Source organism: Pseudotabrizicola sp. 4114 (assembly GCF_031457365.1).
In the GTDB taxonomy this organism is placed as follows: Bacteria; Pseudomonadota; Alphaproteobacteria; order Rhodobacterales; family Rhodobacteraceae; genus Pseudotabrizicola.
Genome location: NZ_JAVDWP010000011.1, coordinates 35,690 through 57,863, shown reverse-complemented (window position 1 = coordinate 57,863; position 22,174 = coordinate 35,690). Strand labels below are relative to the sequence as shown.

Here is a 22,174-nt window from a genome sequence, read left to right as displayed (position 1 = left end):
GGGAAGCGATGTGAATGGCCCCGTGAACCGGGGCCATTTCCCTAAGCCAAGGAAACCTGAATGAGCGACGTACAAGCCTATCAGCAATCAGGCGAGGCGCAGTTTGGCGACTATGTCGCCCTGCTTAAACCGCGCGTGATGTCGCTGGTGGTGTTTACCGCGCTGGTCGGCCTGCTGGTCGCCCCGGTCGGTGTGCACCCTGTCGTGGGCTTTGCCGCGATCCTGTTCATCGCGCTTGGGGCAGGGGCCTCGGGCGCGCTGAACATGTGGTGGGATGCCGATATTGATGCGGTGATGAACCGCACCAAGACCCGCCCGGTGCCGGCAGGCAAGGTTCAGGCCGGTGAGGCGCTGGGTCTGGGGATGGCGCTGTCGGGCATTGCGGTGGTGATGCTGGCGCTGTCGGCCAACCTGTTTGCTGCCGGGCTGCTGGCCTTTACAATCTTTTTCTACGCTGTGGTCTATTCCATGTGGCTCAAGCGCCTGACCCCGCAGAACATCGTGATCGGTGGCGCGGCCGGGGCATTCCCGCCGATGATCGGCTGGGCTGTGGCCACGGGCGGCGTCTCGGTGGAATCGGCGCTGATGTTCGGCCTGATCTTCATGTGGACCCCGCCGCATTTCTGGGCGCTGGCGCTGTTCATGAAGGAAGATTACCACAAGGCCGGGGTGCCGATGCTGACGGTGACGCATGGCCGGGCGGAAACCCGGCGGCAGATCCTGATCTACACGGTGCTGCTGGCCCCGGTGTCGATCTGGGCGGCGCTGACCACGATCGGCGGGCCGTTTACGCTCGCGGTGGCGATTGCGCTGAACGCGATCTTCCTCAAGGGCGCCTATGACATCTGGAAACGCCCCGAGGCGCAGGCCGAGGGCGACAAATACGCGGTCGAGAAGAAATTCTTCAAATTCTCGCTGGCCTATCTGTTCCTGCATTTCGCGGCCTTTCTGGTCGAGGCCCTGCTGAAAACCTATGGTCTGGGGGGCTGGGCATGAGCTTTCGTCCCGATCACGAACTGCATCAGCGCCGCTTTTCACGCAACCTTGGGCTGGGGCTGACGCTGGTGGCCTTTGTTGTGCTGGTCTTTGCGCTGACCGTGGTCAAGGTCACGCGCGGCGACCCGATGCAGGCGTTTGACCATACCGTGCGGCCAGAGCTGGACCGCGCGGTGCCCGCAACCGGAACAGGGGGAACCCAACCATGAACCCGACAGCAAAAACCGGCCTCAAACTGGTGGCTGTGGCGGCGACGATGGCGTCACTCTCCTTTGCCGCCGTGCCGTTTTACGACTGGTTCTGCCGGGTGACCGGCTTTGGCGGCACCACCGCCGTGGCCGAAGCCGCCCCTGACACTATTCTGGACCAGACCATCCAGATCCGCTTTGACGGCTCGACCTCGGGCGGGATGGCGTGGAGCTTCAAGCCGGTGCAGCGCACCATGACCGTGCGGATCGGGGAAAACGCGCTGGCCTTCTACGAGGCGCACAACCCGACCGACCGGGTGATCGCCGGCACCGCCAGCTATAACGTGACACCGGATGCGGCGGGCGGCTACTTTGCCAAGATCGCCTGCTTCTGCTTTACCGAACAGGTGCTGCAACCGGGTGAAACCGTGCAGATGCCGGTCAGCTTTTTCGTCGACCCCGAGATCGTCAAGGATCGCGAAGGCAAGTTCGTGAAAGAGATCACGCTGTCCTATACCTTTTACGAAACATCCTTGTCCGAAGAGCAGGCGGCCCTTGCCGCCCCGCCTGCGGGCATTGTAAACTGATAAAAAAGAACCGAGGGAACCGACCATGGCCCACGCCAAGAACCACGACTACCATATTCTGCCGCCGTCGATCTGGCCGTTTCTGGCTGCGCTTTCGGCTTTTGTCATGCTGTTTGGCTCTGTGCTGTGGATGCACGGGTCGGGGCCATGGCTGGGCCTGATCGGCTTTGTCGGCGTTCTGTATGTGATGTTTGCCTGGTGGGCTGACGTGATCAAGGAAAGCCAGGAAGGTGATCACACCCCGGTGGTGACGATTGGCCTGCGCTACGGCTTCATCATGTTCATCATGTCCGAAGTGATGTTCTTTGCCGCATGGTTCTGGTCGTTCTTCAAGCACGCCATGTATCCGATGGGGCCGCTGTCGCCGATCCAGGATGGCCAATGGCCGCCTGCGGGGATCGAAACCTTTGACCCGTGGCACCTGCCGCTGATCAACACGCTGATCCTGCTGTGTTCGGGCGCTGCCGCCACCTGGGCCCACCATGCGTTGGTGCATGAAAACAACCGCAAGGATCTGGTGAACGGGCTGATCCTGTCGATCGTGCTGGGCGTGTTCTTCACCATCCTGCAGGTCTATGAATACACCCACGCCGCATTCGGCTTTGCCGGCAACATCTATGGCGCCAACTTCTTCATGGCGACCGGGTTCCACGGCTTTCACGTGGTGATCGGCACGATCTTTCTGACCGTCTGCCTGATCCGCGCGCTGAAGGGCCATTTCACCCCCGAAAAGCATGTCGGGTTTGAAGCGGCTGCCTGGTACTGGCACTTTGTTGATGTGGTCTGGCTGTTCCTGTTCGCCGCGATCTACGTCTGGGGTCAGTAACCGCCTTTTGGGGCCATCCGCCCCCTTGACGGCACCATCAGGCGCGGGCCAAAGGGTCCGCGCCTTTCGTTTGGAGACTGCCCCCGATGAACGCCACCACCCGCCGCATGATCATTCCCCTGCTGTTCGGCCTGATCGGGGCGGCGGTGTTGGCGGGTCTTGGCCTGTGGCAGCTGGACCGGCTGGCGTGGAAAGAGGCGGCGCTGGCCGATATCGCGGCGCGGATCGTGGCCGATCCGGTGGCGCTGCCGGTGTCGCCCGATCCGGTGGCGGACCGCTATCTGCCGGTGACTGTCGACGGCCGCTTTACCGGCGACTGGCTGGATGTGCTGGTCAGCCGCCGCGAGATCGGGGCGGGCGTGCGGGTGATCGAGGTGTTTGAAACCGAGGGGCGGCGGGTTCTGGTGGATCGGGGCTTTGTCGCCGAAGCAGATCGCGCCCTGCTGCGCGGCGCGGATGCGACCACAGTGATCGGCAACCTGCACTGGCCGGATGAGGTGGACAGCTTCACCCCGCCACCCGATCCGAAAACCGGGCTGTGGTTTGCCCGCGACGTGCCAGCGATGGCCGAGCAGTTGAACGCCGAGCCGCTGCTGATCGTCGCCCGCAGCCCGACTGACGCGAGAATCGAGCCGATGCCGGTCGACACCGCCGGCATTCCGAACAACCATCTGGGCTATGCGGTGCAATGGTTTGGCCTCGCGGCGGTGTGGTTGGGGATGACAGCGTATCTTCTGTGGCGTATCAGGCGCAGAACGGTCTGAAAGCGAGACTCCGATGAAATACATATCTACCCGTGGTGCCGCCCCGATCCTGAGCTTTGGCGAGGCGATGATGACCGGCCTTGCCCGCGACGGCGGGCTCTATGTGCCCGAAACCATCCCCACGATGACGCATGAAGAGATCGCGGCCCTTGCGGGGCTGAGCTATGAAGAGATCGCCTATCGGGTGATGCGGCCCTATCTGGGCGATACCTTTGGTGACGATGAGTTCCGTGGCTTGCTGACGGCGGCCTACAAACCCTTTGGCCACCTCGCCCGCGCGCCCTTGGTGCAGCTTGCCCCCAACCATTTCCTGCTGGAGCTGTTCCACGGCCCGACGCTTGCGTTCAAGGATTTCGCCATGCAGCTCATCGGTCAGATGATGCAGGCGGCGCTGGCCAAGACCGGTGAGCGGATCACCATTGTCGGCGCGACCAGTGGCGATACCGGATCGGCGGCGATGGAGGCGTTCCGGGGGCTGGCCAATGTGGACCTGTTCATCCTGTACCCGCATGGCCGGGTGTCCGATGTGCAGCGCCGCCAGATGACCACGGCGACCGAAGCCAATGTGCATGCCCTCGCCATGGACGGCGATTTTGATGACTGTCAGGCGCGCGTCAAGGATATGTTCAACGATTTCGCCTTCCGCGATGGCGTGCGGCTGGCGGGCGTGAACAGCATCAACTGGGCGCGGGTTCTGGCGCAGGTGGTGTATTACTTCTCCTCCGCCGTGTCCTTGGGCGCGCCGCACCGCGCGGTCAGCTTTACCGTGCCCACCGGCAATTTTGGCGACATTTTCGCGGGCTACATCGCGCGCAAGATGGGGCTGCCGATCGAGCAACTGGTGATCGCCACCAACCACAACGACATTCTGCACCGCGCGCTGACCTCGGGCGATTACACCAAGGATGGGGTGAAACCGTCGATGAGCCCGTCGATGGATATTCAGGTCAGTTCAAACTTTGAACGCGCCCTGTTTGATGCCTATGGCCGTGATGGCAGGGCCGTGGCGCAGCTGATGGACGAGCTGAAGGCTGGCGGGTTCCACATTTCCCAAGGCGCGCTGGAAAGCCTGCGCGCGACCTTTGCCTCGGGCCGCTGTTCCGAGGAAGAGACCACCGCCACCATCAACCGCGAATATGTGCGCACCGGCGAAGTGCTTTGCCCGCATTCTGCCGTTGGCGTAAAGGTTGCGAATGACTATCTGGGCAGCACGCCCATGATCACATTGGCCACCGCGCATCCGGCAAAGTTCCCCGACGCCGTGCTCGATGCCATCGGCCAGCGTCCCGAACTGCCCGCCCGCATGGCCGATCTGTTCGACCGGCGTGAACGGCTGACCCGTGTGCCCAATGATCTTGGCCGCCTTCAATCCCTGATCCGCGAAAGGATCGCATCTTGAGCCTGCAAATCTCGACCTTGCCCAACGGTCTGCGGATCGTCACCGAACATATGCCGGGGCTGCAATCGGCCTCGGTCGGGGTCTGGGTCATGGCGGGGGGGCGGCATGAGGCTGCCGCCCAGAACGGCATCGCGCATTTTCTGGAGCATATGGCGTTCAAGGGCACGGCCAAGCGTACGTCCCTGCAGATCGCCGAAGAGATCGAAGATGTCGGCGGCTATATCAACGCCTATACGTCGAAGGAAATGACGGCCTACTACGCCCGCTGCCTCGTGGCCGATGTGCCGCTGGCGCTCGATGTGATTTCCGACATCGTGCTGAACCCGGTGTTCGATCCGAAAGAGATCGAGACCGAACGTCATGTGATCCTGCAGGAAATCGGGCAGGCGCTGGACACGCCCGATGACATCATCTTCGACTGGTTGCAGGAGGTGAGCTACCCCGATCAGCCGTTTGGCCGCACGATTCTGGGCCCGACTGAACGCGTCAGCAGCTTTTCCGCCGATGACCTGCGCGGCTTTGTCGGCCAGCATTATGCGCCCGATCAGATGATCCTGTCGGCCTCGGGCGGGGTGGATCACGAATCCATCGTGCGTCAGGCGCGCGAGATCTTCGGCGATCTGCCCGCGCGGGGCCTGTCGGTGGTGGAGCCCGCTTCGTTTATCGGCGGCGAGCGGCGCGAGGTGAAAAAGCTCGAACAGGTGCATTTCGCCCTGTCGCTGGAAGCCCCCGGCTATCGCCACCCCGATGTCTACATCGCGCAGGTCTATGCGATGACGATGGGCGGCGGCATGTCCTCGCGCCTGTTCCAGAAAATCCGTGAGGAACGGGGCCTGTGCTATTCGATCTTTGCCCAATCCGGGGCCTATGAAGATACCGGCTCGATCACGATCTATGCCGGCACCTCGAAAGAGGAAATCGCCGCGCTGACCCAGCTGACCGTGGATGAGATGAAACGCGCCGCCGAGGACATGACCGAAGCCGAGGTTGCCCGCGCCCGCGCGCAGCTGAAGGCCGGCCTGCTGATGGGGCTGGAAAGCCCGTCGAACCGGGCCGAGCGCAACGCGCGGCTGCTGGCGGTCTGGGGCCGGGTGCCAACGCCCGAGGAAGCGGTGGCCAAGATTGACGGCGTGTCCATGCAGGATGTGCGCCGCTTTGCCGGGGATCTGGCGGGGGCCAAGACCGCACTGGCAATGTATGGCCCGGTGGCAAAAGCCCCCGGTCTGGGGGCGATCCGTGACAGGCTCGCCGCCTGATGCTGCCCTTTCGCCGCCGCCCCAAGCTGGAGACAGAGCGCATGACCCTGCGCCTGCCGGTGCATGGCGACTGGCGGGCCTGGGCCGAGCTGCGTGAGGGCAGCGCCGGGTTTTTGACTCCATGGGAGCCGGTCTGGTCCGCCGACCATCTGTCGCGCCGGTCGTTCACCAACCGTGTGTACTGGGCGCAGCGCGCCGAGGCGCAGGGCACGGCGGTGCCGTTCCTGCTGATCCGGCGGCAGGATCAGCAGCTGTTGGGCGCGATCACGCTGGACAACATCCGGCGCGGCCCGGCGCAATGCGGCACCATCGGCTATTGGGTGGGCGAACAGTTCAGCCGCCGGGGCTATATGCGCGAGGCGATCCTGTCGGTGGTGCATCACGCCTTTAACACACTGGACCTGAGCCGGGTGGAAGCAGCCTGTCTGCCGGAAAACGCCGCGAGTCGCGGGGTGCTGGAAAAGACCGGCTTCAAATACGAAGGCGTCGCGCAAAGCTATCTGCAGATCAACGGGCGCTGGCGCAATCATGTGCTGTATGCCTCTTTGCGCGCCGACCGGCGCGGCCGCACCGATGTGGGCTAAGGGCTGACGCAAGCGTGATCATCCGGGACGGCTGACGCGGGGGCAAGCCGTGCTACCTTTCGGGTTCAACCCGGAGGTGCCCGATGCGTTTCACGATCCTGCCCGCCCTGTTGCTGTCCCTGCTCGCCGCGCCTGTACTGGCGCAAGAGCGCATTCCGAATGCGCAAGAGCGCATTCCTTCGCATTGCTTTGCGGTAGCACAAGGCATCGCGCGGGTGATGCCCGCCAGTTTCGGCACCGATGTGGCGCAGGATCAGGTCCGCATCCACTACATCGACCATGCCAGCTTTGCCATCGCCACCGGCGGCAAGACGGCGGTGACCGATTTCACCGGCTATACCGGGATGGCAGACTGGGTGCCCGATGTGGTGACCATGAACAACGCCCATTCCACGCATTGGACCGCCAACCCCGACCCGCGCATCCCCAATGTGTTGCAGGGCTGGGCAACCGAGGCAGGCCCCGCGCAGCATGAGCTGGATCTGGGTGCGATGCTGGTGCGCAATGTGCCCACCGATGTGCGCTCACGTTGGGGCGATGGGGCGCGCGAAAATGGCAATTCGATCTTTGTGTTCGAGGCGGGAGGCCTCTGCATCGGCCATCTGGGCCATCTGCACCACGCCCCGGATGAGGCGCAATATGCCAGCATCGGGCGGCTGGATGTGGTGATGGTGCCGGTGGACGGCGGCTATACCATGGCGGTTTCAGAAATGTCCGAAGTGGTCAGGCGATTCCGGTCGTCGATCGTGATTCCGATGCACTGGTTTTCGGGGTCATCGCTGCGGGTGTTTCTGGACACCATGAGCGCCGAGTTCGAGGTGGTGGGAACCGGCATGCCCTCGCTCGACGTGTCGCTGCGCAATCTGCCGGGGCGACCGACGATCATGGTGCTGATGCCGGAGGGGATCAACTGACGGGGCGCTCGTCGGCCCTGACGGGCCTCATCGCTGATGACGGCGGAAACGCCGCAACAGCGGTTTTCTTGGGCCGTGCCTTGGCGTAAAGCGGGGGCAAAGGAGCCGCCCATGCTGAATGCCTGCACCCCCGATTTTCTGTCTACGCTGGAGGCCGCCCATCCCGGCCTGCTGCGCGCGGTGGCACCAGCGGATGTCGAAGAGCCGCGCGGGCGCTGGCACGGGCAGGCGGCGGCGGTGGCCTGCCCCCGCGCGACCGCCGATGTGGCGGCCCTGGTGGCGGCCTGTGCGCAGGCGGGCGTCGGGATCGTGCCGCTGGGCGGGGGCACCGGGCTGGTGGGTGGGCAGGTGATGCCCGAGGGGCCGGTGCCGCTTTTGCTGTCGCTGGAGCGGATGACCGCCTTGCGCGGTGGCTATCCATCGGAAAATGTGCTGGTGGTCGAGGCCGGGATGGTGCTGGCCGATGTGCAGGCCGAGGCCGACCGGCTGGACCGGCTGTTCCCGCTGTCGCTGGCCTCGCAAGGCTCGGCCCGGATCGGTGGCACGCTGGCGACCAATGCCGGCGGGGTGAATGTGCTGCGCTACGGCAACACCCGCGATCTGTGTCTGGGGCTGGAGGCGGTGCTGCCCGATGGCAGCATTTTCAACGGCTTGAAGCGGCTGCGCAAGGACAACACCGGCTATGACCTGCGTCATCTGCTGATCGGGGCCGAGGGCAGCCTGGGCATCATCACCGCCGCCAGCCTGCGGCTGTTTCCCAAACCCGCCGCCACGGTGGTGGCGCTGCTGGCGGTGCCCTCACCGCTGGCCGCGCTGGAGCTGCTGGCCCTGGCAGAGGGGCAGTTGGCCGGGCTGATCTCGGCCTTCGAGCTGATCCACCGGATGGGCTATGACTTTCTGGCCGAAACCATGCCCGAGGTGACGGTGCCGCTGTCGCCCATTCCCGACTGGTCGGTGCTGATCGAGCTGGGCCTGCCGCAGGGCGTGGCCCCCGAAGAGGCGATGGCGGGACTGTATGCGCAGGCCGATGAGGCCGGGCTGGTGCTGGACGGGGTGATTGCCACGTCAGAGGCGCAGGCCGCCAGCCTGTGGCGCATCCGCGAAAGCATTCCCGAAGGCAACCGCCGCATTGGCGCTGTGTCGAGCCATGACATCAGCCTGCCGCTGTCGGAGATCCCCGGCTTCATCCCGCGGGCGGGCGCTGCTTTGGCGCGTCTGGGCGACTGGCGGATCAACTGTTTCGGCCATCTGGGCGATGGCAACCTGCATTACAACGTGTTTCCGGTGCGGGGCCGCAGCCGCAAGGATCACGACCATCAGCGTGACGCGGTCAAGGCCTGCGTGCATGATATTGTTCATGAATTGGGCGGATCGGTCAGTGCCGAACATGGCATCGGGCGGCTGAAGGTCGGGGATCTGGAACGCTATGGCGATCCGGCCAAGCTGGCAGCGATGCGGGCGATCAAGGCGGCGCTGGACCCGAAGGGGATCATGAACCCCGGTGCTGTGCTGCGCGGCTGAGGGCGGAGGGGGGCGCTGCCCCCCGCGCTTCGCGCCCCCCGGAGTATTTTTGCCAAGATGAATGGCCTCAGGAGGCGGGTTTTTCCAGCTCGCGCAGAAGTTTTGCGCGGATGGCTTGCGGATAGGCGGCGAGGCCGCGCGAGGGGATCACGAAGCCGCCGGGGGTGATGACCCAGGTCTGGTAAAAGCGTGTGATTGCGGTGGACTGGCCGACATCTTCGATGGCGATGGCGTTGATGGCCACACCCGCAGCTGTGGCGCGGCTGCGGGCGGCGCGGGCGGTGTTGCCGCTGTTTTCCGGGCCGTCGCCGGAGATGTCGATGATGTTCCGGGTGCAGGCGGGGGCGGTGGCGAAGAGGGTGAGGCTGGCGTCGATGGCCTGACCGACTGCGGTGTCGGAGCCGGAAAAGGCGCGGGGGACTGTGCGGATATGCTGGGCGGCGCGGGTAATTGCGGCGGTGTTGTCCATTTGGGTCCAGGGCAGGACCACGGCCTGCTGGCCGGAGCCGGACCAGTGCAGCACGGTCAGGGCGACCTGACCTGCAATCAGCGCCTCGGTGACGGCGGGGTCTTGCAGCGCGTTGGCGGTGCCGGTGGACTGGATGCGGTATTCGCCGGCGTCGATGGAGCCGGAGACATCAATCGCCAGCACCAGCGCCACCTCGCAGGCGGGGGCGGGGCCGGGCAGCAGGGACAGGCAGAGGGCCAATGTGCGCATCGGCAAAGCGTGGCGCGGGCGGCACTTTTGCGCAAGTCACGAAGCGGCGACGGGGCCCAAGGGGATGAAAAGGTGCAGGTTTCTGTTGCCAGGTACCTGCGAACCCCGCCTTACGCGGCTAAGCGCAAGGACTTAAGTTTCGATGTTCGAACTGCTTACGCAGCCAGAGCCATCGGAGCACGGTTGTCGTTTGCAACTGTACTTTTGGACCGATAACGGTGGTACCTCACCGAGTAAAAGCTGGCCTCTTTGAACGTTCGTCGATCCTATTTCGACCCCGAACCCCCGAAACGAACGGGTGTAATGGTGGAGTCGCCGGGTACCGCCCCCGGGTCCGAGCCGTCTATTACAGGTGCGTTTATCACCATAGTCCGGGTTGCCCCGAACACATCCAATATAGGGGGGCGGATCGCGGCTCACAAGACGGTATCGGCAGCGTTTTGGGTATGACCTGCGTATGGCTTAGGTATGGCAAGCGTAGGGCCGCTTGTGCGCAGCTTGTCCGACGGTCCGGGGCCCACGCGCAAAGATGCGCCCGGCCGGAGGGTCCGGCCGGGCGCGGGTCAGATGGGCCGGATCAGAAGCCCGATTTGATCAGTTCGAATTCGTTGATCATCCGCTCACGAAACTCGGCAGTGGTCGGGGTCTGCGCCAGCAAAGTGGTTGTGACCGGATCGACAAAAGCGGCTTTCAGATCGTCTGCCGAAATGGTGGCCATGGCGGCGTCACTTGAATGGGCATAGCCCAGCTCGGCCAGCAGCGGCGCTGCAGAGGTCGGTGCCAGCAGCGAATTGATGAAATCATAGGCCTTGTCTTCTGACCCCGGCTGGTCCTTGAGGTTCACATAGCCGCAGAACCAGGTGGCGACGCCTTCGGCCGGGCTGCGCTGAAAGCCGATCGGAAAGCCTTCGGCTGCCAGCAGCGCCACGCCATCATTCCACGACCAGGCGACCTGCACCTCTCCGGTGGCCATCAGTTGCGACATTTCCGACGGGTCGGACCAGTAGGCGCGCACATTCTTGTGGGCCTCACGCAGCCAGTTGGCGGCCTCGGTGAATTTTTCGTCGCTTACATTGTCCCAGTCGGTGGTGCCGGTCGCGAGAAAGGCCAGGGACCAGACATCATCGGAACTGTCGGGCAGCGAGATGCGCCCGGCATATTTCGGATCGGTGAACACCGAAAGCGAGGCCACATCTTCGGCCGGAACGCTGTCTGTGTTGTAGGCGATGGCGGTATAGGCGTAATCGGTCGGAATGAACCAGAGGCCCTGATCATCCCGGATCAGCTCGGAATCGAGCAGGCGTGGCGAAATATTGGCAAATTCCGGGATCCTGGACACATCCCACGGCTCGATCAGACCGGCGTCGCGGTAGCGCGGCAGCGAGGCGACGCAGGGGTGAGCCACATCGGCGCGAAAGCCGGAGGATACTTTCTGAAACGCCTCGTCATCGTCGCCAAAAAAGCTGTAGGTCGGCTTTTCCCCATGTTTGGCAACGTAATCGGTCAGAACCCCATCAATTTCCCAACCGGCCCAGTCGAACACCAGAAGTTCGGCATCGGCGGCGCGGGCGGCGGAAGACAGGGCGATCACGGAAGCGGCACAGGCGAGCAGAAGTCTGGTCTGGTTCATTATGGTTCCTCTGTGTTGGACATGGCCGGACCTTTCCCCGGGTCGCAGGCCTTGGTGAAAGCGTAATAAAGGATTCCGGTGCTCACAAGCAAAGATCGAAGGATCAGCCGAATGTGGCGGCGGTGCGGGCCAATTCAAGGGCTTGAAAGCGGGGTTGACCTTGGGCGGCGGCTGTTGCCTCGTGGCGGGCAGACGGGCGGCGTTTCGGCGCGGCCTTGGGCAAATCAGGGATGGAGGAACGGTCATGCGGGCAGTGCTGATGGAAAAGGGCGAAGACGGGCAGGCGGTGGCACGGCTGGCGGATTTGCCGGACGATGCGCTGCCAGCGGGCGATGTCACGGTGCGGGTGGAGTTTTCCACGCTGAACTACAAGGACGGGCTGTGTCTGTCGGCCACGGGCGGCGGGCTGGTGCGGAGCTGGCCGCATGTGCCGGGCATCGACTTTGCCGGGGTGGTGGAGGCGTCTGATGACGCGCGCTATGCCCCCGGTGACAGGGTGGTGCTGACCGGCTGGCGGGTGGGTGAGGCGCATTGGGGCGGCTATGCCACAAAGGCCCGCGTCAAGGCCGACTGGCTGGTGCCGCTGCCCGAGGGGTTGAGCGCGCGGCAGGCGATGGCGGTGGGCACGGCGGGGTTTACCGCGATGCTGGCGGTGATGGCGCTGGAGGAACACGGGCTGACGCCCTCGGGCGGTGAGGTGCTGGTGACCGGGGCGGCGGGCGGTGTCGGCTCGGTCGCGGTGGCTGTGCTGGCGCGGCTGGGCTACGCTGTGGCGGCGGTGACGGGGCGGCCCGAGACCGAGGCCTATCTGCGCGACCTTGGCGCGGCGCGGCTGGTGCCGCGCGGTGATCTGGCCGAGGCGGTCAAGCGGCCGATGGAGTCGGAAACCTGGGCCGGGTGCGTTGATGCGGTCGGCGGGCAGATGCTGGCCCGGGTGCTGGGGCAGATGAAATCGGGGGCCAGTGTGGCGGCGGTGGGCAATGCCGGCGGGCTGGCGGTGCCGGCCAATATCATCCCCTTCCTGCTGCGCGGCATCAACCTGTTGGGCATCAACTCGGTGACCGTGCCCTATGCCCGTCGGGTGCAGGCATGGGACCGGATCACCACCGATCTGCCGATGGACAAGCTGGAGGCGATGATCCGCCCCGCCACGCTGGCCGAGGTGCCCGCTTTAGGCGCTGCGATCCTGCGCGGCGAGGTGCAGGGCCGGGTGGTGGTGGATGTGCAGCGCTAGGGCGTCGGGCAGGCCACAGGCGGCGCCGTCGCAGGGGGGGCAGCCCCCCCGTCGCTTTGCGCCTCCCGCCGGGATATTCAGGAAGAAATCAGAGGGGGCGGGTGGGGGCGGCTTGTCTTTCCGCCTTTGCCCCGTCAACCATGACGGCAGCACAGCGGAGGGGTGGCATGGCGCTTGATCTGGAGTTTGTTCGGTCGCAGTTTCCGGGTTTTGACAGCCCGGTGCTGTCAACCCATGCGTTTTTCGAGAATGCAGGCGGCAGCTATCCCTGTCGTCAGGTGATCGACCGGCTGACGCGGTTTTATACGGATCGCAAGGTGCAGCCCTATGCGCCCTATCCGGCCTCGGAGCTGGGCGGGGCCGAGATGGACGAGGCGCGCAGCCGGCTGGCCGCGATGATGAATGTGGCGCGGGCGGAGGTGTCGTTCGGGCCGTCGACCAGTGCCAACACCTATGTGCTGGCGCAGGCGGTGCGGGGGTGGCTGAAGGGGCAGAACGCGGCGATCGTGGTGACCAATCAGGATCATGAGGCCAATTCCGGCGTCTGGCGGCGGCTGGCGGAGGAGGGGGTCGAGGTGCGGGAGTGGCAGATCGACCCGCAGACCGGCAGTCTTGATCCCACGGATCTGGCGGGGCTGCTGGCGGATGGCCGGGTGCGGCTGGTGGCGTTTCCGCATTGCTCGAACGTGGTGGCAGAGATCAACGATGTGGCGGCGATTTCTGCCATGGCGCGGGCGGCGGGGGCGCGGACGGTGGTGGATGGCGTGAGCTATGCGCCGCATGGCTTTCCCGATGTGGCGGGCTTAGGTTGCGATGCCTATCTGTTTTCGGCCTACAAGACCTATGGCCCGCATCAGGGGATCATGGTGCTGCGGGAGGCCTTTGGCATGGAACTGCCGGGGCAGGCGCATTTCTTCAACCAGTCGGTGCTTTACAAGCGGCACACTCCGGCGGGCCCTGATCATGCGCAGGTCGCGGCCTGTGCCGGGATGGCGGACTACGTCGATGCCTTGGCCATGCAGCATGGCATCAGCGGCGATGCGGCGGCGCGGGGGCGGGGGGTGCATGATCTGATGCGCAGCGCCGAGGTGGCGGTGATCGCGCCGTTGCTGGACTATCTGGCCGGGCGCAATGACCTGCGCCTGATCGGGCCGCGCCGCGCCGAAGACCGTGCGCCGACCGTGGCGGTGGCGCTGGACCGGGCCGCCCTGCCGGTGGCCGAGGCGCTGGGGCGCGATGGCATCGCCTGCGGTGGCGGCGATTTTTACGCGGTGCGGCCACTGGCGGCGATGGGGGTGGATGCGGAAAAGGGCGTGCTGCGGATGAGTGCGACGCATTACACCAGCCCGGACGAGATTGCCCGGCTGATCGCGGCACTGGACCGGGCGCTGTAGCGGGGCGGCACGTCTTTGCCGGGGGGGCCATTGCCGGACGCGGTTTGGCCGCTAAATGTTAACAAAGACTATACGGTCGGGTGATCCGAAACGGGTGTCCCGCCGTATCTTTGTGACGGAACCAGAAAGCGCGCCCGACTTATGACCGATGCCCCCCTGATCCTTTGGCTGCGCCGGGATTTGCGACTGCTGGATGCGCCGATGCTGGCCGAGGCGGCGGGCACGGGGCGTCCGCTGATCCCGCTGTTCATTCTGGACCCCGAGACTGAGGCGCTGGGCGCTGCGCCGAAATGGCGGCTGGGGCTGGGGATTGCGGAATTCGCCAAGGCGCTGGAGGCGGCGGGGTCGCGTCTGACCCTGCGGCGTGGCCCGGCGCTGGCGGTGTTGCAGCAGATGCTGGCGGAGACCGGGGCCGATGCGGTCTGGTGGCAGCGCCTTTATGATCCGGCGGCGGTTGCCCGCGATACGGGCGTGAAAGCTGCGCTGAAGGCGCAGGGCGTGGGTGCGCGCAGCTTTGCCGGGCATCTGCTGTTCGAACCGTGGGAGGTCGAGACCGGCACCGGTGGGTTTTACCGTGTCTTCACCCCGTTCTGGAAAGCGGTGCGTGACCGGCCCATAGCCGCGCCGCTGCCAGCGCCAAAGGCACTCGCCGCCCCTGCCACATGGCCCGAAAGCGACACGCTGACCGACTGGCAACTGGGCGCTGCCATGCGGCGCGGGGCCGATGTGGTGGCCCGGCATGTGCAGGTTGGCGCAGCGGCAGCGCTGGACCGGCTGGACCATTTCATCGCCACCGCCATCGACGCCTATGCGCAAGACAGGGATCTGCCCGATGTCGATGGCACATCCGGCCTGTCGGAAAACCTGACCTATGGCGAGATCAGCCCACGGGTGATCTGGTCTGCGGGCTGGCGGGCGCTGCATGCGGGCGCAAAGGGGGCCGAGACCTTTCTGAAAGAACTGGTCTGGCGCGAGTTTGCCTATCACCTGATGCATCACACGCCCCATATCACCCATGCCAACTGGAAGCCGGAGTGGGATGATTTTGCCTGGCGCGCCGATAACAAGGATGCCGAGCTCTGGCGGCGCGGCCTGACCGGCGAGCCGTTTGTCGATGCCGCCATGCGCGAGATGTATGTGACCGGGCGCATGCACAACCGCGCCCGGATGATCGTGGCCAGCTACCTGACCAAGCATCTGATGACGCATTGGAAAGTCGGCCTTGACTGGTTTGCCGACTGTCTGGTGGACTGGGACCCGGCGTCGAATGCGATGGGTTGGCAATGGGCGTCTGGTTCCGGCCCCGATTCCGCGCCGTTTTTCCGCATCTTCAACCCGGCGACGCAGGTGGAGAAATTCGACCCGAAGGCCGGATACCGCCACCGCTTCATCGCCGAACTCAGCCGCAGCCCCGGACCGGAGGCGCTGTCGTATTTCGACGCGGTGCCCAGATCTTGGGCACTTGACCCGACCCGGCCCTACCCGAAACCACTGGTCGATCTGGCCGAAGGGCGCAAACGTGCGCTTGCGGCCTATGCGGACCGAAACTCTTGAGCGCTTGGCGCGTATCTGAAACTGTAAACCAAAGACGACATTCCCCGGGGAGGGAAGATGGAAGTTCTGACAACGACCAAGGGCCAGACCGGCCTGCCGCGCTATTTCTCTACCGCGTTTGCGGTGGCCAGCAGGCTGGGCGAGGGGCGGCTGGATTTCGTGATGCCCGACGGGCGGCGATTCCGGCTGGAGGGCGCAAAGCCCGGCCCGGTGGCGGAAATCGCGATCCATAACAATGATCTGTTTGCCCGCATGATCCGCGAGGGTGATCTGGGGTTCTGCGACAGCTACCTTGATGGCTGGTGGTCCAGCCCGGATCTGCAGGCGTTTCTGGATCTGGTGCAGATGCCAAACAACAACCCGGTGCAGGATGGCTTTCCCGGCATGAGGCTGGTGCGCAGCTTTGAGCGGTTCCGGTTCTGGTTGCAGTCGAATTCGAAACGGCAGGCGAAAAAGAACATCCACGCCCATTACGATCTGGGCAATGACTTTTACCGGCTGTGGCTGGATGACAGCATGACCTATTCCAGCGCGCTGTTTCACACCGGTCAGGAGAGTCTGGAAAAGGCGCAAGAGCAGAAATACGCCTCGATGGTCGATCAGATGGGCGCGGAACCCGGCGATCATGTGCTGGAAATCGGCTGCGGCTGGGGCGGCTTTGCCGAATATGCCGCCGCCAAGCGGGGCTTGCGGGTGACCGCGCTGACCATTTCTCAGGCACAGTATGACTTTGCGGTGGACCGCATGTCGCGCGCGGGCCTGTCGGACCGGGTGGAAATCAAGCTCTTGGACTACCGCGACGAGCGCGGGCTCTATGACGGCATCGCCAGCATCGAGATGTTCGAGGCGGTGGGGGAGCGTTATTGGCCGACCTATTTCAACACCCTGCGCGCCCGGCTGAAACCGGGGCGGCATGCGACGTTGCAGATTATCACCGTGCCCGATCACCGCTGGCCGGTCTATAAGCGGGGCGTTGATTTCATTCAGAAATACATCTTTCCCGGCGGCATGCTGCCCGCGCCCTTCCGCCTGCAGGAAGAGGTGGAGCGGGCGGGGCTGCGGCTGAAAACCTCGATCGAGTTCGGCGAAAGCTACAGCCAGACCCTGCGCCGCTGGCACGAGGTGTTCAACGAGCGCTGGGACGAGGTGGCGCGGCAGGGCTTTGACGAGCGCTTTCGCCGGATGTGGAACTTTTACCTTGCCTCTTGCGCCGGAGCGTTTCGCGGCGGAAACTGTGATGTGACGCAGATCACGGTGACGCGCCCCGCCTGAACCGGTGGGGCAACAAGGGGAGCAGGATGCCAACCGCCGCCAAGCTTTTTGCCGCGATTATCTTTGCCCTTGTTGCCGCCCTTGCCGCCCATCTTTACGCCCTTGCCCTGCCACCCGGCCGCCCGCCCGGGGTGCTGCGCGAGGTGAGTGCCGGGGTCGGCGTGATCTGCGGCTGGTGGATCATGGGGCCCGCAGCGACCCGGGCACGGGGCCGGGTCGAGGCGATGGGCGGCGGCATCCGCACCGCGCTGACCATCGTGGTTCTGGTGGTGCTCATCTTCGCCTGCGCCGAGATGATGGACCGGGCGATCAAGGGCCGGTACAAAACCCCGCTTGACGCGGTTCTGGGAATCTTTGAACAAGCGCTGGCGCTGATCCCGCCTCTGGCGCAGCCCGATGTGTTGGGGGTGCTGCTGCTGGGCGGGCTGATGGGCGGTGCCGTGGCGCATTGGGCGGGCCAGCGGTGGAATTGAACCGCCCGGAAAGTTCTTGCTGATGTCTGTCGTGTTTCTTTGTGGCCCGCTGTGCCATCGCCCGCTGCTGGATGTCATCCTTGGCGACAGCGTGGCGCTGTCCCCGGCCTTTGTTGCTGAACGTGAGGGCTGGTTGGTGGACCGGCCCGGCCATTTCGCGCTTGGGCCGCGCCGGGGCGGCATGGTCGAAGGGGTGGTGCCTGACGCGCTGCTGCCGCAGGCTGCGGCCCGGCTGGCGTTTTACGCCAAAGTCCTCGGGCTGGCTGCGCGCAAGGTGAGGGTGACCACGGCGCAGGGCACCGGGCAGGGCGTTACCTATGCGCTGAAATCCACCTCCGGTGAGGGCGAGTTCTGGGATGCCGCGCTCTGGCTGGCCGATCACGCAGCGCTGGCGGTGGAAACCGCCGTCGAGGTGATGGCGTGCTATGGTCAGACCCCGTCCGCGCGCCTGCACGCCCGGCTTGGCCCGGTCATGGTGCGCGCCGCCAGCCGGTTGCGGGCGCAGGCCGGGCAGGGCCCGGCGGCGCTGCGCCGTGCGCCGGGCGAGATTGCGGTGCAGCAAACCCGCCAGCCCTATGCCTATTTCTTCTCGGTCGAGGAGTATGATCTGTCGTTCCGCCGCTTTGACGGCACGATGAGCCCGGTGATCACCCGCGCGGTGTTCATTTCCGGCGATGCCGTCACCGTGCTGCCCTATGATCCGGTGCGCGACCGGGTGCTCCTGGTCGAACAGGTCCGCGCCGGTCCCTTTGGCCGGGGCGACGGCAACCCCTGGCAGCTGGAGGCCATCGCCGGGCGGATCGACCCCGGCGAGACGCCTGAAGACTGCGCCCGCCGTGAAGCGGTCGAAGAGGCCGCGCTGACGCTAGGCGACTTGCTGCCGGTGGCAAACTATTACCCCTCGCCGGGGGCCAAGACCGAATTTCTGTATTCCTATGTCGCGCTCACCGACCTGCCCGATGGCGCGGCGGGGGTGTTCGGCGTCGAGGACGAGGCCGAAGACATCCGCGGCCATCTGTTGAGCTTTGATCAGGCGATGGCGCTGGTGGAGACGGGCGAGATCCAGAACGCGCCCTTGCTGCTGACGCTGTTCTGGCTGCAGCGCGAGCGGGGGCGGTTGCGGGCCTGACCCGGGATCGCCGGGGGCATGGGTGGGACGCCTCCGGCGGGAGTATTTGGCAAAGGTGCAAAGCCTCAGAGGTTCAGTTTGACCCATGCCGCGTTGCGGGCGGATGAGCGCACGCAGGCATCGACAAAGGCCACGCCCTCCAGCCCCTCTTTCAGGCCGGGGAAGGTAACTGCCGGGTCAAGGGCGCTGCCGTCGCGCCGGGCGATGATGGCGCGGGCGGCTTCCGCGTAGATATTGGCGAACCCCTCCAGATAGCCCTCCGGGTGGCCTGAGGGGATGCGGCTGACGCGGGCCGCCTCGGGGCCTGCCCCCGCGCCGTTGCGGGTCAGCCGGTATTTCGGCTGGCCCAGCGGCCCGACCCAGAGGGTATTCGGGTTCTCCTGCTCCCATTCGAGTCCTGCCTTGGTGCCGTAGATCCGCAGCCGCAGCCCGTTTTCCTGCCCCGCCGCGACTTGGGAACACCACAGCATCCCGCGCGCACCGCCCTGATAGCGCAGAAGCACGTGGGCATTGTCATCCACGCGGCGCCCCGGCACAAAGGCCTGCAGATCGGCGGCCAGTTCCTCGACGCTCAGCCCGCTCACGAAATTGGCCAGGTTGAACGCATGGGTGCCGATGTCGCCGGTGCTGCCCCCCGCGCCGGAGCGCGCCGGGTCGGTGCGCCAGCCTGCCTGCTTCTGGCCCGAGTGCTCGATCGGCTCCGCCAGCCAGTCCTGCGCATATTCCACCTGTACCAGCCGGATCTCGCCCAGCTCGCCCGCTGCCACCATCGCGGCGGCCTGCCGGATCATCGGATAGCCGGTGTAATTGTGCGTCAGCGCAAACACCACGCCCGACGCCTCTGCCGCGCGTGCCAGCTTTTTCGCCTCGGGCAGGGTATGGGTCAGCGGCTTGTCGCAGATCACATGGATGCCGCGTTTGAGAAACTGCAGCGCCACCGGCGCGTGCATGTGGTTTGGCGTCACGATGGCGACGGCCTCGATCCCGTCTTTGCGCCGCGCCTCTTTGGCCGCCATTTCGGCAAAGCTGGCATAGGCCCGCGCCACGCCCAGATCGGCGGCCGAGGCCAGCGACTTTTCGGCATCGGAGGAAAAACACCCCGCCACAAGTTCGTACTGATCATCAATCCGCGCCGCGATCCGGTGGACTGCGCCGATGAATGCATCGCGCCCGCCGCCCACCATGCCCAACCGGATGCGCGGTGCCCGCGCCACATGTGCCGCTGTGATGGCCATATCAAAGCCCTCCTGATTTCATCTTGGCAAAAATACTCCACGGGGGTCCGGGGGTGTGAAACCCCCGGTCCGCCCTCTCAGTCAAGCCCCAGCATCCGCCGGTTCGCGGCGTGGTCCGTCCCGGCCCCTGCAAAATCGTCGAACGCCTTTTCCGTCACCCGGATCATATGCGCACGCACGAACTCCGCCCCTTCGCGGGCGCCGTCTTCGGGGTGCTTCAGGCAGCATTCCCATTCCACCACCGCCCAGCCGTCAAAGCCGTATTGGGTGAGCTTGGAGAAGATGCCGCCGAAATCGACCTGACCATCGCCAAGCGACCGGAACCGCCCGGCGCGGTTGATCCAGGACTGGAAGCCGCCATACACGCCTTGCCGCCCGGTGGGGTTCAGCTCGGCATCCTTGACGTGGAACATACGGATGCGGTCGTGGTAGATGTCGATATGGTCCAGATAATCAAGGTGTTGCAGCACGTAATGGCTGGGATCATACAGCATGTTGGCGCGGGGGTGGTTGTTTACCCGTTCCAGAAACATCTCATAGCTTACGCCGTCATGCAGGTCTTCGCCGGGGTGGATTTCATAGCAGATGTCGACGCCACAGTCTTCGGCGTGGTCCAGAATGGGCCGCCAGCGGCGGGCCAGTTCGTCAAACGCCTCTTCGACCAGACCTGCCGGACGCTGGGGCCACGGGTAGATATAGGGCCAGGCGAGCGCGCCGGAAAAGCTGGCATGTGCGGTCAGGCCAAGGTTTTTCGAGGCGGTCAGCGCCTTGCGGACCTGATCCACCGCCCATGCCTGCCGCGCCTTGGGGTTGCCGCGCACCTGTTCCGCCGCAAATCCGTCAAAGGCGGTGTCATAGGCGGGATGCACGGCGACCAGCTGGCCCTGCAGGTGGGTCGAAAGTTCGGTAACGGTGATGCCGTTCGCCGCTGCCACGCCCTTGAATTCATCGCAGTAATCTTTTGAGGCAGCGGCTTGTTCCAGATCGAACAGCCGCCCGTCCCAGCTGGGCACCTGCACGCCCGCATAGCCGCAGTCGGCGGCCCATTTCGTGATACTGTCCCATGAGTTGAACGGCGCATCATCGCCCGCAAACTGCGCCAGAAACAGCGCTGGTCCCTTGATCGCTTTCATTGTCGTCCTCCCTTGTCATCATTGCAGCGTTCTACCCGGCTGGGCCGCTCCAATCCTTGTTGGGCCGGGCTGTCCCGGCGTTCGACGGCGGCGACAACGGCGCGCGCCAGAAAGTCACCGGCCTCGCGTACATCTTCATGCACGACCAGAATCTCCCGGCGGAAGCGGTGCAGAAACCGCAGCGCCTCTTTCGCCACCAGATCAAAGTCACGGCCCAGCACCAGCCCCAGGTGTTCCGCCGCATTCACCGATGCCATCGCGGCGGTGGTCGATCCGCAGACCAGACCATCGGGGCGGGTGGCGCTTTGGGTCAGATGGGCCTGTACGGCTGCCTCGATCACCGCGCTGCCGGAATCGGAGTTTGCTGTCGTCAGCACCTCGAACGACAGACCGTGCTGACCTGCCGCCTGCACAAAGCCGGTGGTCATGTGGCGGGCATAGTTCTGGGTGCGCGGCGGTGGCACCAGCAGCAGGTGCTTGCGCCCGGCCTCGGCCAGAGCCTGAACTGCGATGGCGGCAAAGGTCTCGTTGTCGAAATCGTAATAGCTGTGGTCAATCTCCATGGTGGTGCGGCCATGGGTGGCAAAGGGAAAGTGACGCTCGGACATGTAGCGCACGCGCGGATCGTCGGGCTTGGTCTGGTTCAGGATGACCGCATCGGCGCTTTCGGTTTCCACCAGATAGCGGATCGGATCCATCGGGTCCTGATCGGCGAAATACGGCGTGACGATCAGGTGATAGGCGGTGCCGCGCAGGGCATTGGCGATGGAATAGATCAACTGTGACGTGTGGGTCATGCCATCGGACTCGGTGGAGAGGACCAGCGCGATCACATTGGTCTTTCCGGTGCGCAGGCGCACACCAGCCCGGTTCGGGCGGTAGCCCAGCCGGGCCGCTGCCTCCCGCACCCGGCGCTTGGTCGCCTCGCCGATGTCGGGGGCATCTTTCAGCGCGCGGCTGACCGTGGCCACTGCCAGCCCGGTTTCGGCGGCGATGGTTTTCAGCGTCGGGCGTTCATGGTCCGAATCAGGCAGGGTGGGGGGGATGGGGGCTTGGATGCCTGACGTCATTGTGTGGCCCTGCGATTGCGAATCAGTTTTCCGCCAAAGACCGGCGATCCGGCGGCTGCTGCCCGTGCTGCACCTGCAACATGGCCCCCGCCGTCGCAGGGCGTTAGCCCCTTGCAATGCGGGCGATAAATCGGGGTGCGGCGCTGCGGCATTCTGCTCTCATATCAGGATAATCCTTACGGGTCAGGCCCGGAAGTATCCCCCATTCAACGCCATGCAGGAAGCGGTTCACAAGTGAAAAGATGACTTGATCCAAAAAACTATAACGTTATAGAAATGACTATAACGATTTAGAAA

Annotated in this window: 21 protein-coding genes and 1 other RNA gene; 16 read left to right on the top strand and 6 right to left on the bottom strand. The window is 64.9% G+C overall.

Annotation, left to right across the window (positions count from 1 at the left end):
- Positions 1 to 60: 60 nt before the first annotated feature.
- The 10 genes from cyoE to J2X53_RS18695 all read left to right on the top strand — a co-directional run bounded on the left by cyoE (position 61) and on the right by J2X53_RS18695 (position 9,035).
- Positions 61 to 996 (top strand): heme o synthase, encoded by a 936-nt coding sequence (cyoE, locus tag J2X53_RS18740; protein WP_349039025.1) that lies wholly within the window; start codon positions 61 to 63, stop codon positions 994 to 996.
- Positions 993 to 1,205 carry a hypothetical protein gene (locus J2X53_RS18735; protein WP_349039024.1) on the top strand — a complete coding sequence of 71 codons (213 nt, stop codon included), beginning with the start codon at positions 993 to 995 and terminating at the stop codon, positions 1,203 to 1,205. Before cyoE ends, J2X53_RS18735 begins: the two co-directional genes overlap by 4 nt.
- Positions 1,202 to 1,771 carry a cytochrome c oxidase assembly protein gene (locus tag J2X53_RS18730; RefSeq protein ID WP_349039023.1) on the top strand — a complete coding sequence of 190 codons (570 nt, stop codon included), beginning with the start codon at positions 1,202 to 1,204 and terminating at the stop codon, positions 1,769 to 1,771. The genes J2X53_RS18735 and J2X53_RS18730 overlap by 4 nt, the downstream gene beginning before the upstream one ends.
- Positions 1,772 to 1,796: 25 nt before the next feature.
- Entirely contained in the window at positions 1,797 to 2,597 is an 801-nt protein-coding gene (locus tag J2X53_RS18725) for a cytochrome c oxidase subunit 3 (protein ID WP_349039022.1), read from the top strand.
- An 86-nt stretch (positions 2,598 to 2,683) separates the two neighbouring features.
- Entirely contained in the window at positions 2,684 to 3,361 is a 678-nt protein-coding gene (locus J2X53_RS18720; RefSeq protein WP_349039021.1) for an SURF1 family protein, read from the top strand.
- A gap of 13 nt (positions 3,362 to 3,374) precedes the next feature.
- Complete coding sequence (gene thrC / locus J2X53_RS18715; protein WP_349039020.1) at positions 3,375 to 4,760, top strand: threonine synthase; 1,386 nt, start codon at positions 3,375 to 3,377, stop codon at positions 4,758 to 4,760.
- Positions 4,757 to 6,016, top strand: a complete 1,260-nt coding sequence (locus J2X53_RS18710; protein WP_349039019.1) for a pitrilysin family protein — start codon at positions 4,757 to 4,759, stop codon at positions 6,014 to 6,016. Before thrC ends, J2X53_RS18710 begins: the two co-directional genes overlap by 4 nt.
- Positions 6,016 to 6,600, top strand: coding sequence for a GNAT family protein (locus tag J2X53_RS18705; protein ID WP_349039018.1), 585 nt, complete (start codon positions 6,016 to 6,018; stop codon positions 6,598 to 6,600). Before J2X53_RS18710 ends, J2X53_RS18705 begins: the two co-directional genes overlap by 1 nt.
- A gap of 83 nt (positions 6,601 to 6,683) precedes the next feature.
- Complete coding sequence (locus J2X53_RS18700; protein WP_349039017.1) at positions 6,684 to 7,514, top strand: MBL fold metallo-hydrolase; 831 nt, start codon at positions 6,684 to 6,686, stop codon at positions 7,512 to 7,514.
- A 111-nt stretch (positions 7,515 to 7,625) separates the two neighbouring features.
- Positions 7,626 to 9,035, top strand: a complete 1,410-nt coding sequence (locus tag J2X53_RS18695) for an FAD-binding oxidoreductase (protein ID WP_349039016.1) — start codon at positions 7,626 to 7,628, stop codon at positions 9,033 to 9,035.
- A gap of 67 nt (positions 9,036 to 9,102) precedes the next feature.
- Here the strand turns inward: J2X53_RS18695 and J2X53_RS18690 are convergent, their stop codons facing one another.
- From J2X53_RS18690 to J2X53_RS18680, 3 genes are all read right to left on the bottom strand, one after another.
- Entirely contained in the window at positions 9,103 to 9,753 is a 651-nt protein-coding gene (locus J2X53_RS18690) for a DUF1194 domain-containing protein (RefSeq protein ID WP_349039015.1), read from the bottom strand.
- 71 nt (positions 9,754 to 9,824) lie between these two features.
- Positions 9,825 to 10,179, bottom strand: a transfer-messenger RNA (tmRNA) gene (gene ssrA, locus J2X53_RS18685).
- A 151-nt stretch (positions 10,180 to 10,330) separates the two neighbouring features.
- The gene (locus tag J2X53_RS18680; RefSeq protein WP_349039014.1) at positions 10,331 to 11,383 is read right to left on the bottom strand and encodes an extracellular solute-binding protein; all 1,053 of its coding nucleotides are present in this window, start codon (positions 11,381 to 11,383) and stop codon (positions 10,331 to 10,333) included.
- Positions 11,384 to 11,627: 244 nt separating this feature from the next.
- Here J2X53_RS18680 and J2X53_RS18675 point away from each other — a divergent pair, with 244 nt between their 5' ends.
- The 6 genes from J2X53_RS18675 to J2X53_RS18650 all read left to right on the top strand — a co-directional run bounded on the left by J2X53_RS18675 (position 11,628) and on the right by J2X53_RS18650 (position 18,439).
- Entirely contained in the window at positions 11,628 to 12,617 is a 990-nt protein-coding gene (locus J2X53_RS18675; protein ID WP_349039013.1) for an MDR family oxidoreductase, read from the top strand.
- 167 nt (positions 12,618 to 12,784) lie between these two features.
- Complete coding sequence (locus tag J2X53_RS18670) at positions 12,785 to 14,011, top strand: aminotransferase class V-fold PLP-dependent enzyme (RefSeq protein ID WP_349039046.1); 1,227 nt, start codon at positions 12,785 to 12,787, stop codon at positions 14,009 to 14,011.
- Between the two features lie 141 nt (positions 14,012 to 14,152).
- Positions 14,153 to 15,565, top strand: coding sequence for a deoxyribodipyrimidine photo-lyase (locus tag J2X53_RS18665; protein WP_349039012.1), 1,413 nt, complete (start codon positions 14,153 to 14,155; stop codon positions 15,563 to 15,565).
- 57 nt (positions 15,566 to 15,622) lie between these two features.
- Complete coding sequence (locus J2X53_RS18660) at positions 15,623 to 16,837, top strand: cyclopropane-fatty-acyl-phospholipid synthase family protein (protein WP_349039011.1); 1,215 nt, start codon at positions 15,623 to 15,625, stop codon at positions 16,835 to 16,837.
- 26 nt (positions 16,838 to 16,863) lie between these two features.
- Positions 16,864 to 17,310 carry a TrgA family protein gene (locus tag J2X53_RS18655; RefSeq protein ID WP_349039010.1) on the top strand — a complete coding sequence of 149 codons (447 nt, stop codon included), beginning with the start codon at positions 16,864 to 16,866 and terminating at the stop codon, positions 17,308 to 17,310.
- A gap of 22 nt (positions 17,311 to 17,332) precedes the next feature.
- Positions 17,333 to 18,439: an NUDIX domain-containing protein gene (locus J2X53_RS18650; protein ID WP_349039009.1), complete on the top strand. Its 1,107-nt coding sequence runs from the start codon at positions 17,333 to 17,335 to the stop codon at positions 18,437 to 18,439.
- 65 nt (positions 18,440 to 18,504) lie between these two features.
- Here the strand turns inward: J2X53_RS18650 and J2X53_RS18645 are convergent, their stop codons facing one another.
- The 3 genes from J2X53_RS18645 to J2X53_RS18635 form a co-directional block, all read right to left on the bottom strand.
- Positions 18,505 to 19,674 carry a Gfo/Idh/MocA family oxidoreductase gene (locus J2X53_RS18645; RefSeq protein WP_349039008.1) on the bottom strand — a complete coding sequence of 390 codons (1,170 nt, stop codon included), beginning with the start codon at positions 19,672 to 19,674 and terminating at the stop codon, positions 18,505 to 18,507.
- Positions 19,675 to 19,751: 77 nt separating this feature from the next.
- Positions 19,752 to 20,807, bottom strand: a complete 1,056-nt coding sequence (locus J2X53_RS18640) for a sugar phosphate isomerase/epimerase (RefSeq protein WP_349039007.1) — start codon at positions 20,805 to 20,807, stop codon at positions 19,752 to 19,754.
- The gene (locus J2X53_RS18635; protein ID WP_349039006.1) at positions 20,804 to 21,877 is read right to left on the bottom strand and encodes a LacI family transcriptional regulator; all 1,074 of its coding nucleotides are present in this window, start codon (positions 21,875 to 21,877) and stop codon (positions 20,804 to 20,806) included. The genes J2X53_RS18640 and J2X53_RS18635 overlap by 4 nt, the downstream gene beginning before the upstream one ends.
- Positions 21,878 to 22,174: the final 297 nt, after the last annotated feature.

What these genes read in the sequence shown, in the direction of transcription:
- cyoE (WP_349039025.1), top strand. Translation starts at nt 61, where the DNA reads ATGAGCGACGTACAAGCCTATCAGCAATCAGGCGAGGCGCAGTTTGGC.
- J2X53_RS18735 (WP_349039024.1), top strand. Translation starts at nt 993, where the DNA reads ATGAGCTTTCGTCCCGATCACGAACTGCATCAGCGCCGCTTTTCACGC.
- J2X53_RS18730 (WP_349039023.1), top strand. Translation starts at nt 1,202, where the DNA reads ATGAACCCGACAGCAAAAACCGGCCTCAAACTGGTGGCTGTGGCGGCG.
- J2X53_RS18725 (WP_349039022.1), top strand. Translation starts at nt 1,797, where the DNA reads ATGGCCCACGCCAAGAACCACGACTACCATATTCTGCCGCCGTCGATC.
- J2X53_RS18720 (WP_349039021.1), top strand. Translation starts at nt 2,684, where the DNA reads ATGAACGCCACCACCCGCCGCATGATCATTCCCCTGCTGTTCGGCCTG.
- thrC (WP_349039020.1), top strand. Translation starts at nt 3,375, where the DNA reads ATGAAATACATATCTACCCGTGGTGCCGCCCCGATCCTGAGCTTTGGC.
- J2X53_RS18705 (WP_349039018.1), top strand. Translation starts at nt 6,016, where the DNA reads ATGCTGCCCTTTCGCCGCCGCCCCAAGCTGGAGACAGAGCGCATGACC.
- J2X53_RS18700 (WP_349039017.1), top strand. Translation starts at nt 6,684, where the DNA reads ATGCGTTTCACGATCCTGCCCGCCCTGTTGCTGTCCCTGCTCGCCGCG.
- J2X53_RS18695 (WP_349039016.1), top strand. Translation starts at nt 7,626, where the DNA reads ATGCTGAATGCCTGCACCCCCGATTTTCTGTCTACGCTGGAGGCCGCC.
- J2X53_RS18690 (WP_349039015.1), bottom strand. Translation starts at nt 9,753, where the DNA reads ATGCGCACATTGGCCCTCTGCCTGTCCCTGCTGCCCGGCCCCGCCCCC.
- J2X53_RS18680 (WP_349039014.1), bottom strand. Translation starts at nt 11,383, where the DNA reads ATGAACCAGACCAGACTTCTGCTCGCCTGTGCCGCTTCCGTGATCGCC.
- J2X53_RS18675 (WP_349039013.1), top strand. Translation starts at nt 11,628, where the DNA reads ATGCGGGCAGTGCTGATGGAAAAGGGCGAAGACGGGCAGGCGGTGGCA.
- J2X53_RS18670 (WP_349039046.1), top strand. Translation starts at nt 12,785, where the DNA reads ATGGCGCTTGATCTGGAGTTTGTTCGGTCGCAGTTTCCGGGTTTTGAC.
- J2X53_RS18665 (WP_349039012.1), top strand. Translation starts at nt 14,153, where the DNA reads ATGACCGATGCCCCCCTGATCCTTTGGCTGCGCCGGGATTTGCGACTG.
- J2X53_RS18660 (WP_349039011.1), top strand. Translation starts at nt 15,623, where the DNA reads ATGGAAGTTCTGACAACGACCAAGGGCCAGACCGGCCTGCCGCGCTAT.
- J2X53_RS18655 (WP_349039010.1), top strand. Translation starts at nt 16,864, where the DNA reads ATGCCAACCGCCGCCAAGCTTTTTGCCGCGATTATCTTTGCCCTTGTT.
- J2X53_RS18650 (WP_349039009.1), top strand. Translation starts at nt 17,333, where the DNA reads ATGTCTGTCGTGTTTCTTTGTGGCCCGCTGTGCCATCGCCCGCTGCTG.
- J2X53_RS18645 (WP_349039008.1), bottom strand. Translation starts at nt 19,674, where the DNA reads ATGGCCATCACAGCGGCACATGTGGCGCGGGCACCGCGCATCCGGTTG.
- J2X53_RS18640 (WP_349039007.1), bottom strand. Translation starts at nt 20,807, where the DNA reads ATGAAAGCGATCAAGGGACCAGCGCTGTTTCTGGCGCAGTTTGCGGGC.
- J2X53_RS18635 (WP_349039006.1), bottom strand. Translation starts at nt 21,877, where the DNA reads ATGACGTCAGGCATCCAAGCCCCCATCCCCCCCACCCTGCCTGATTCG.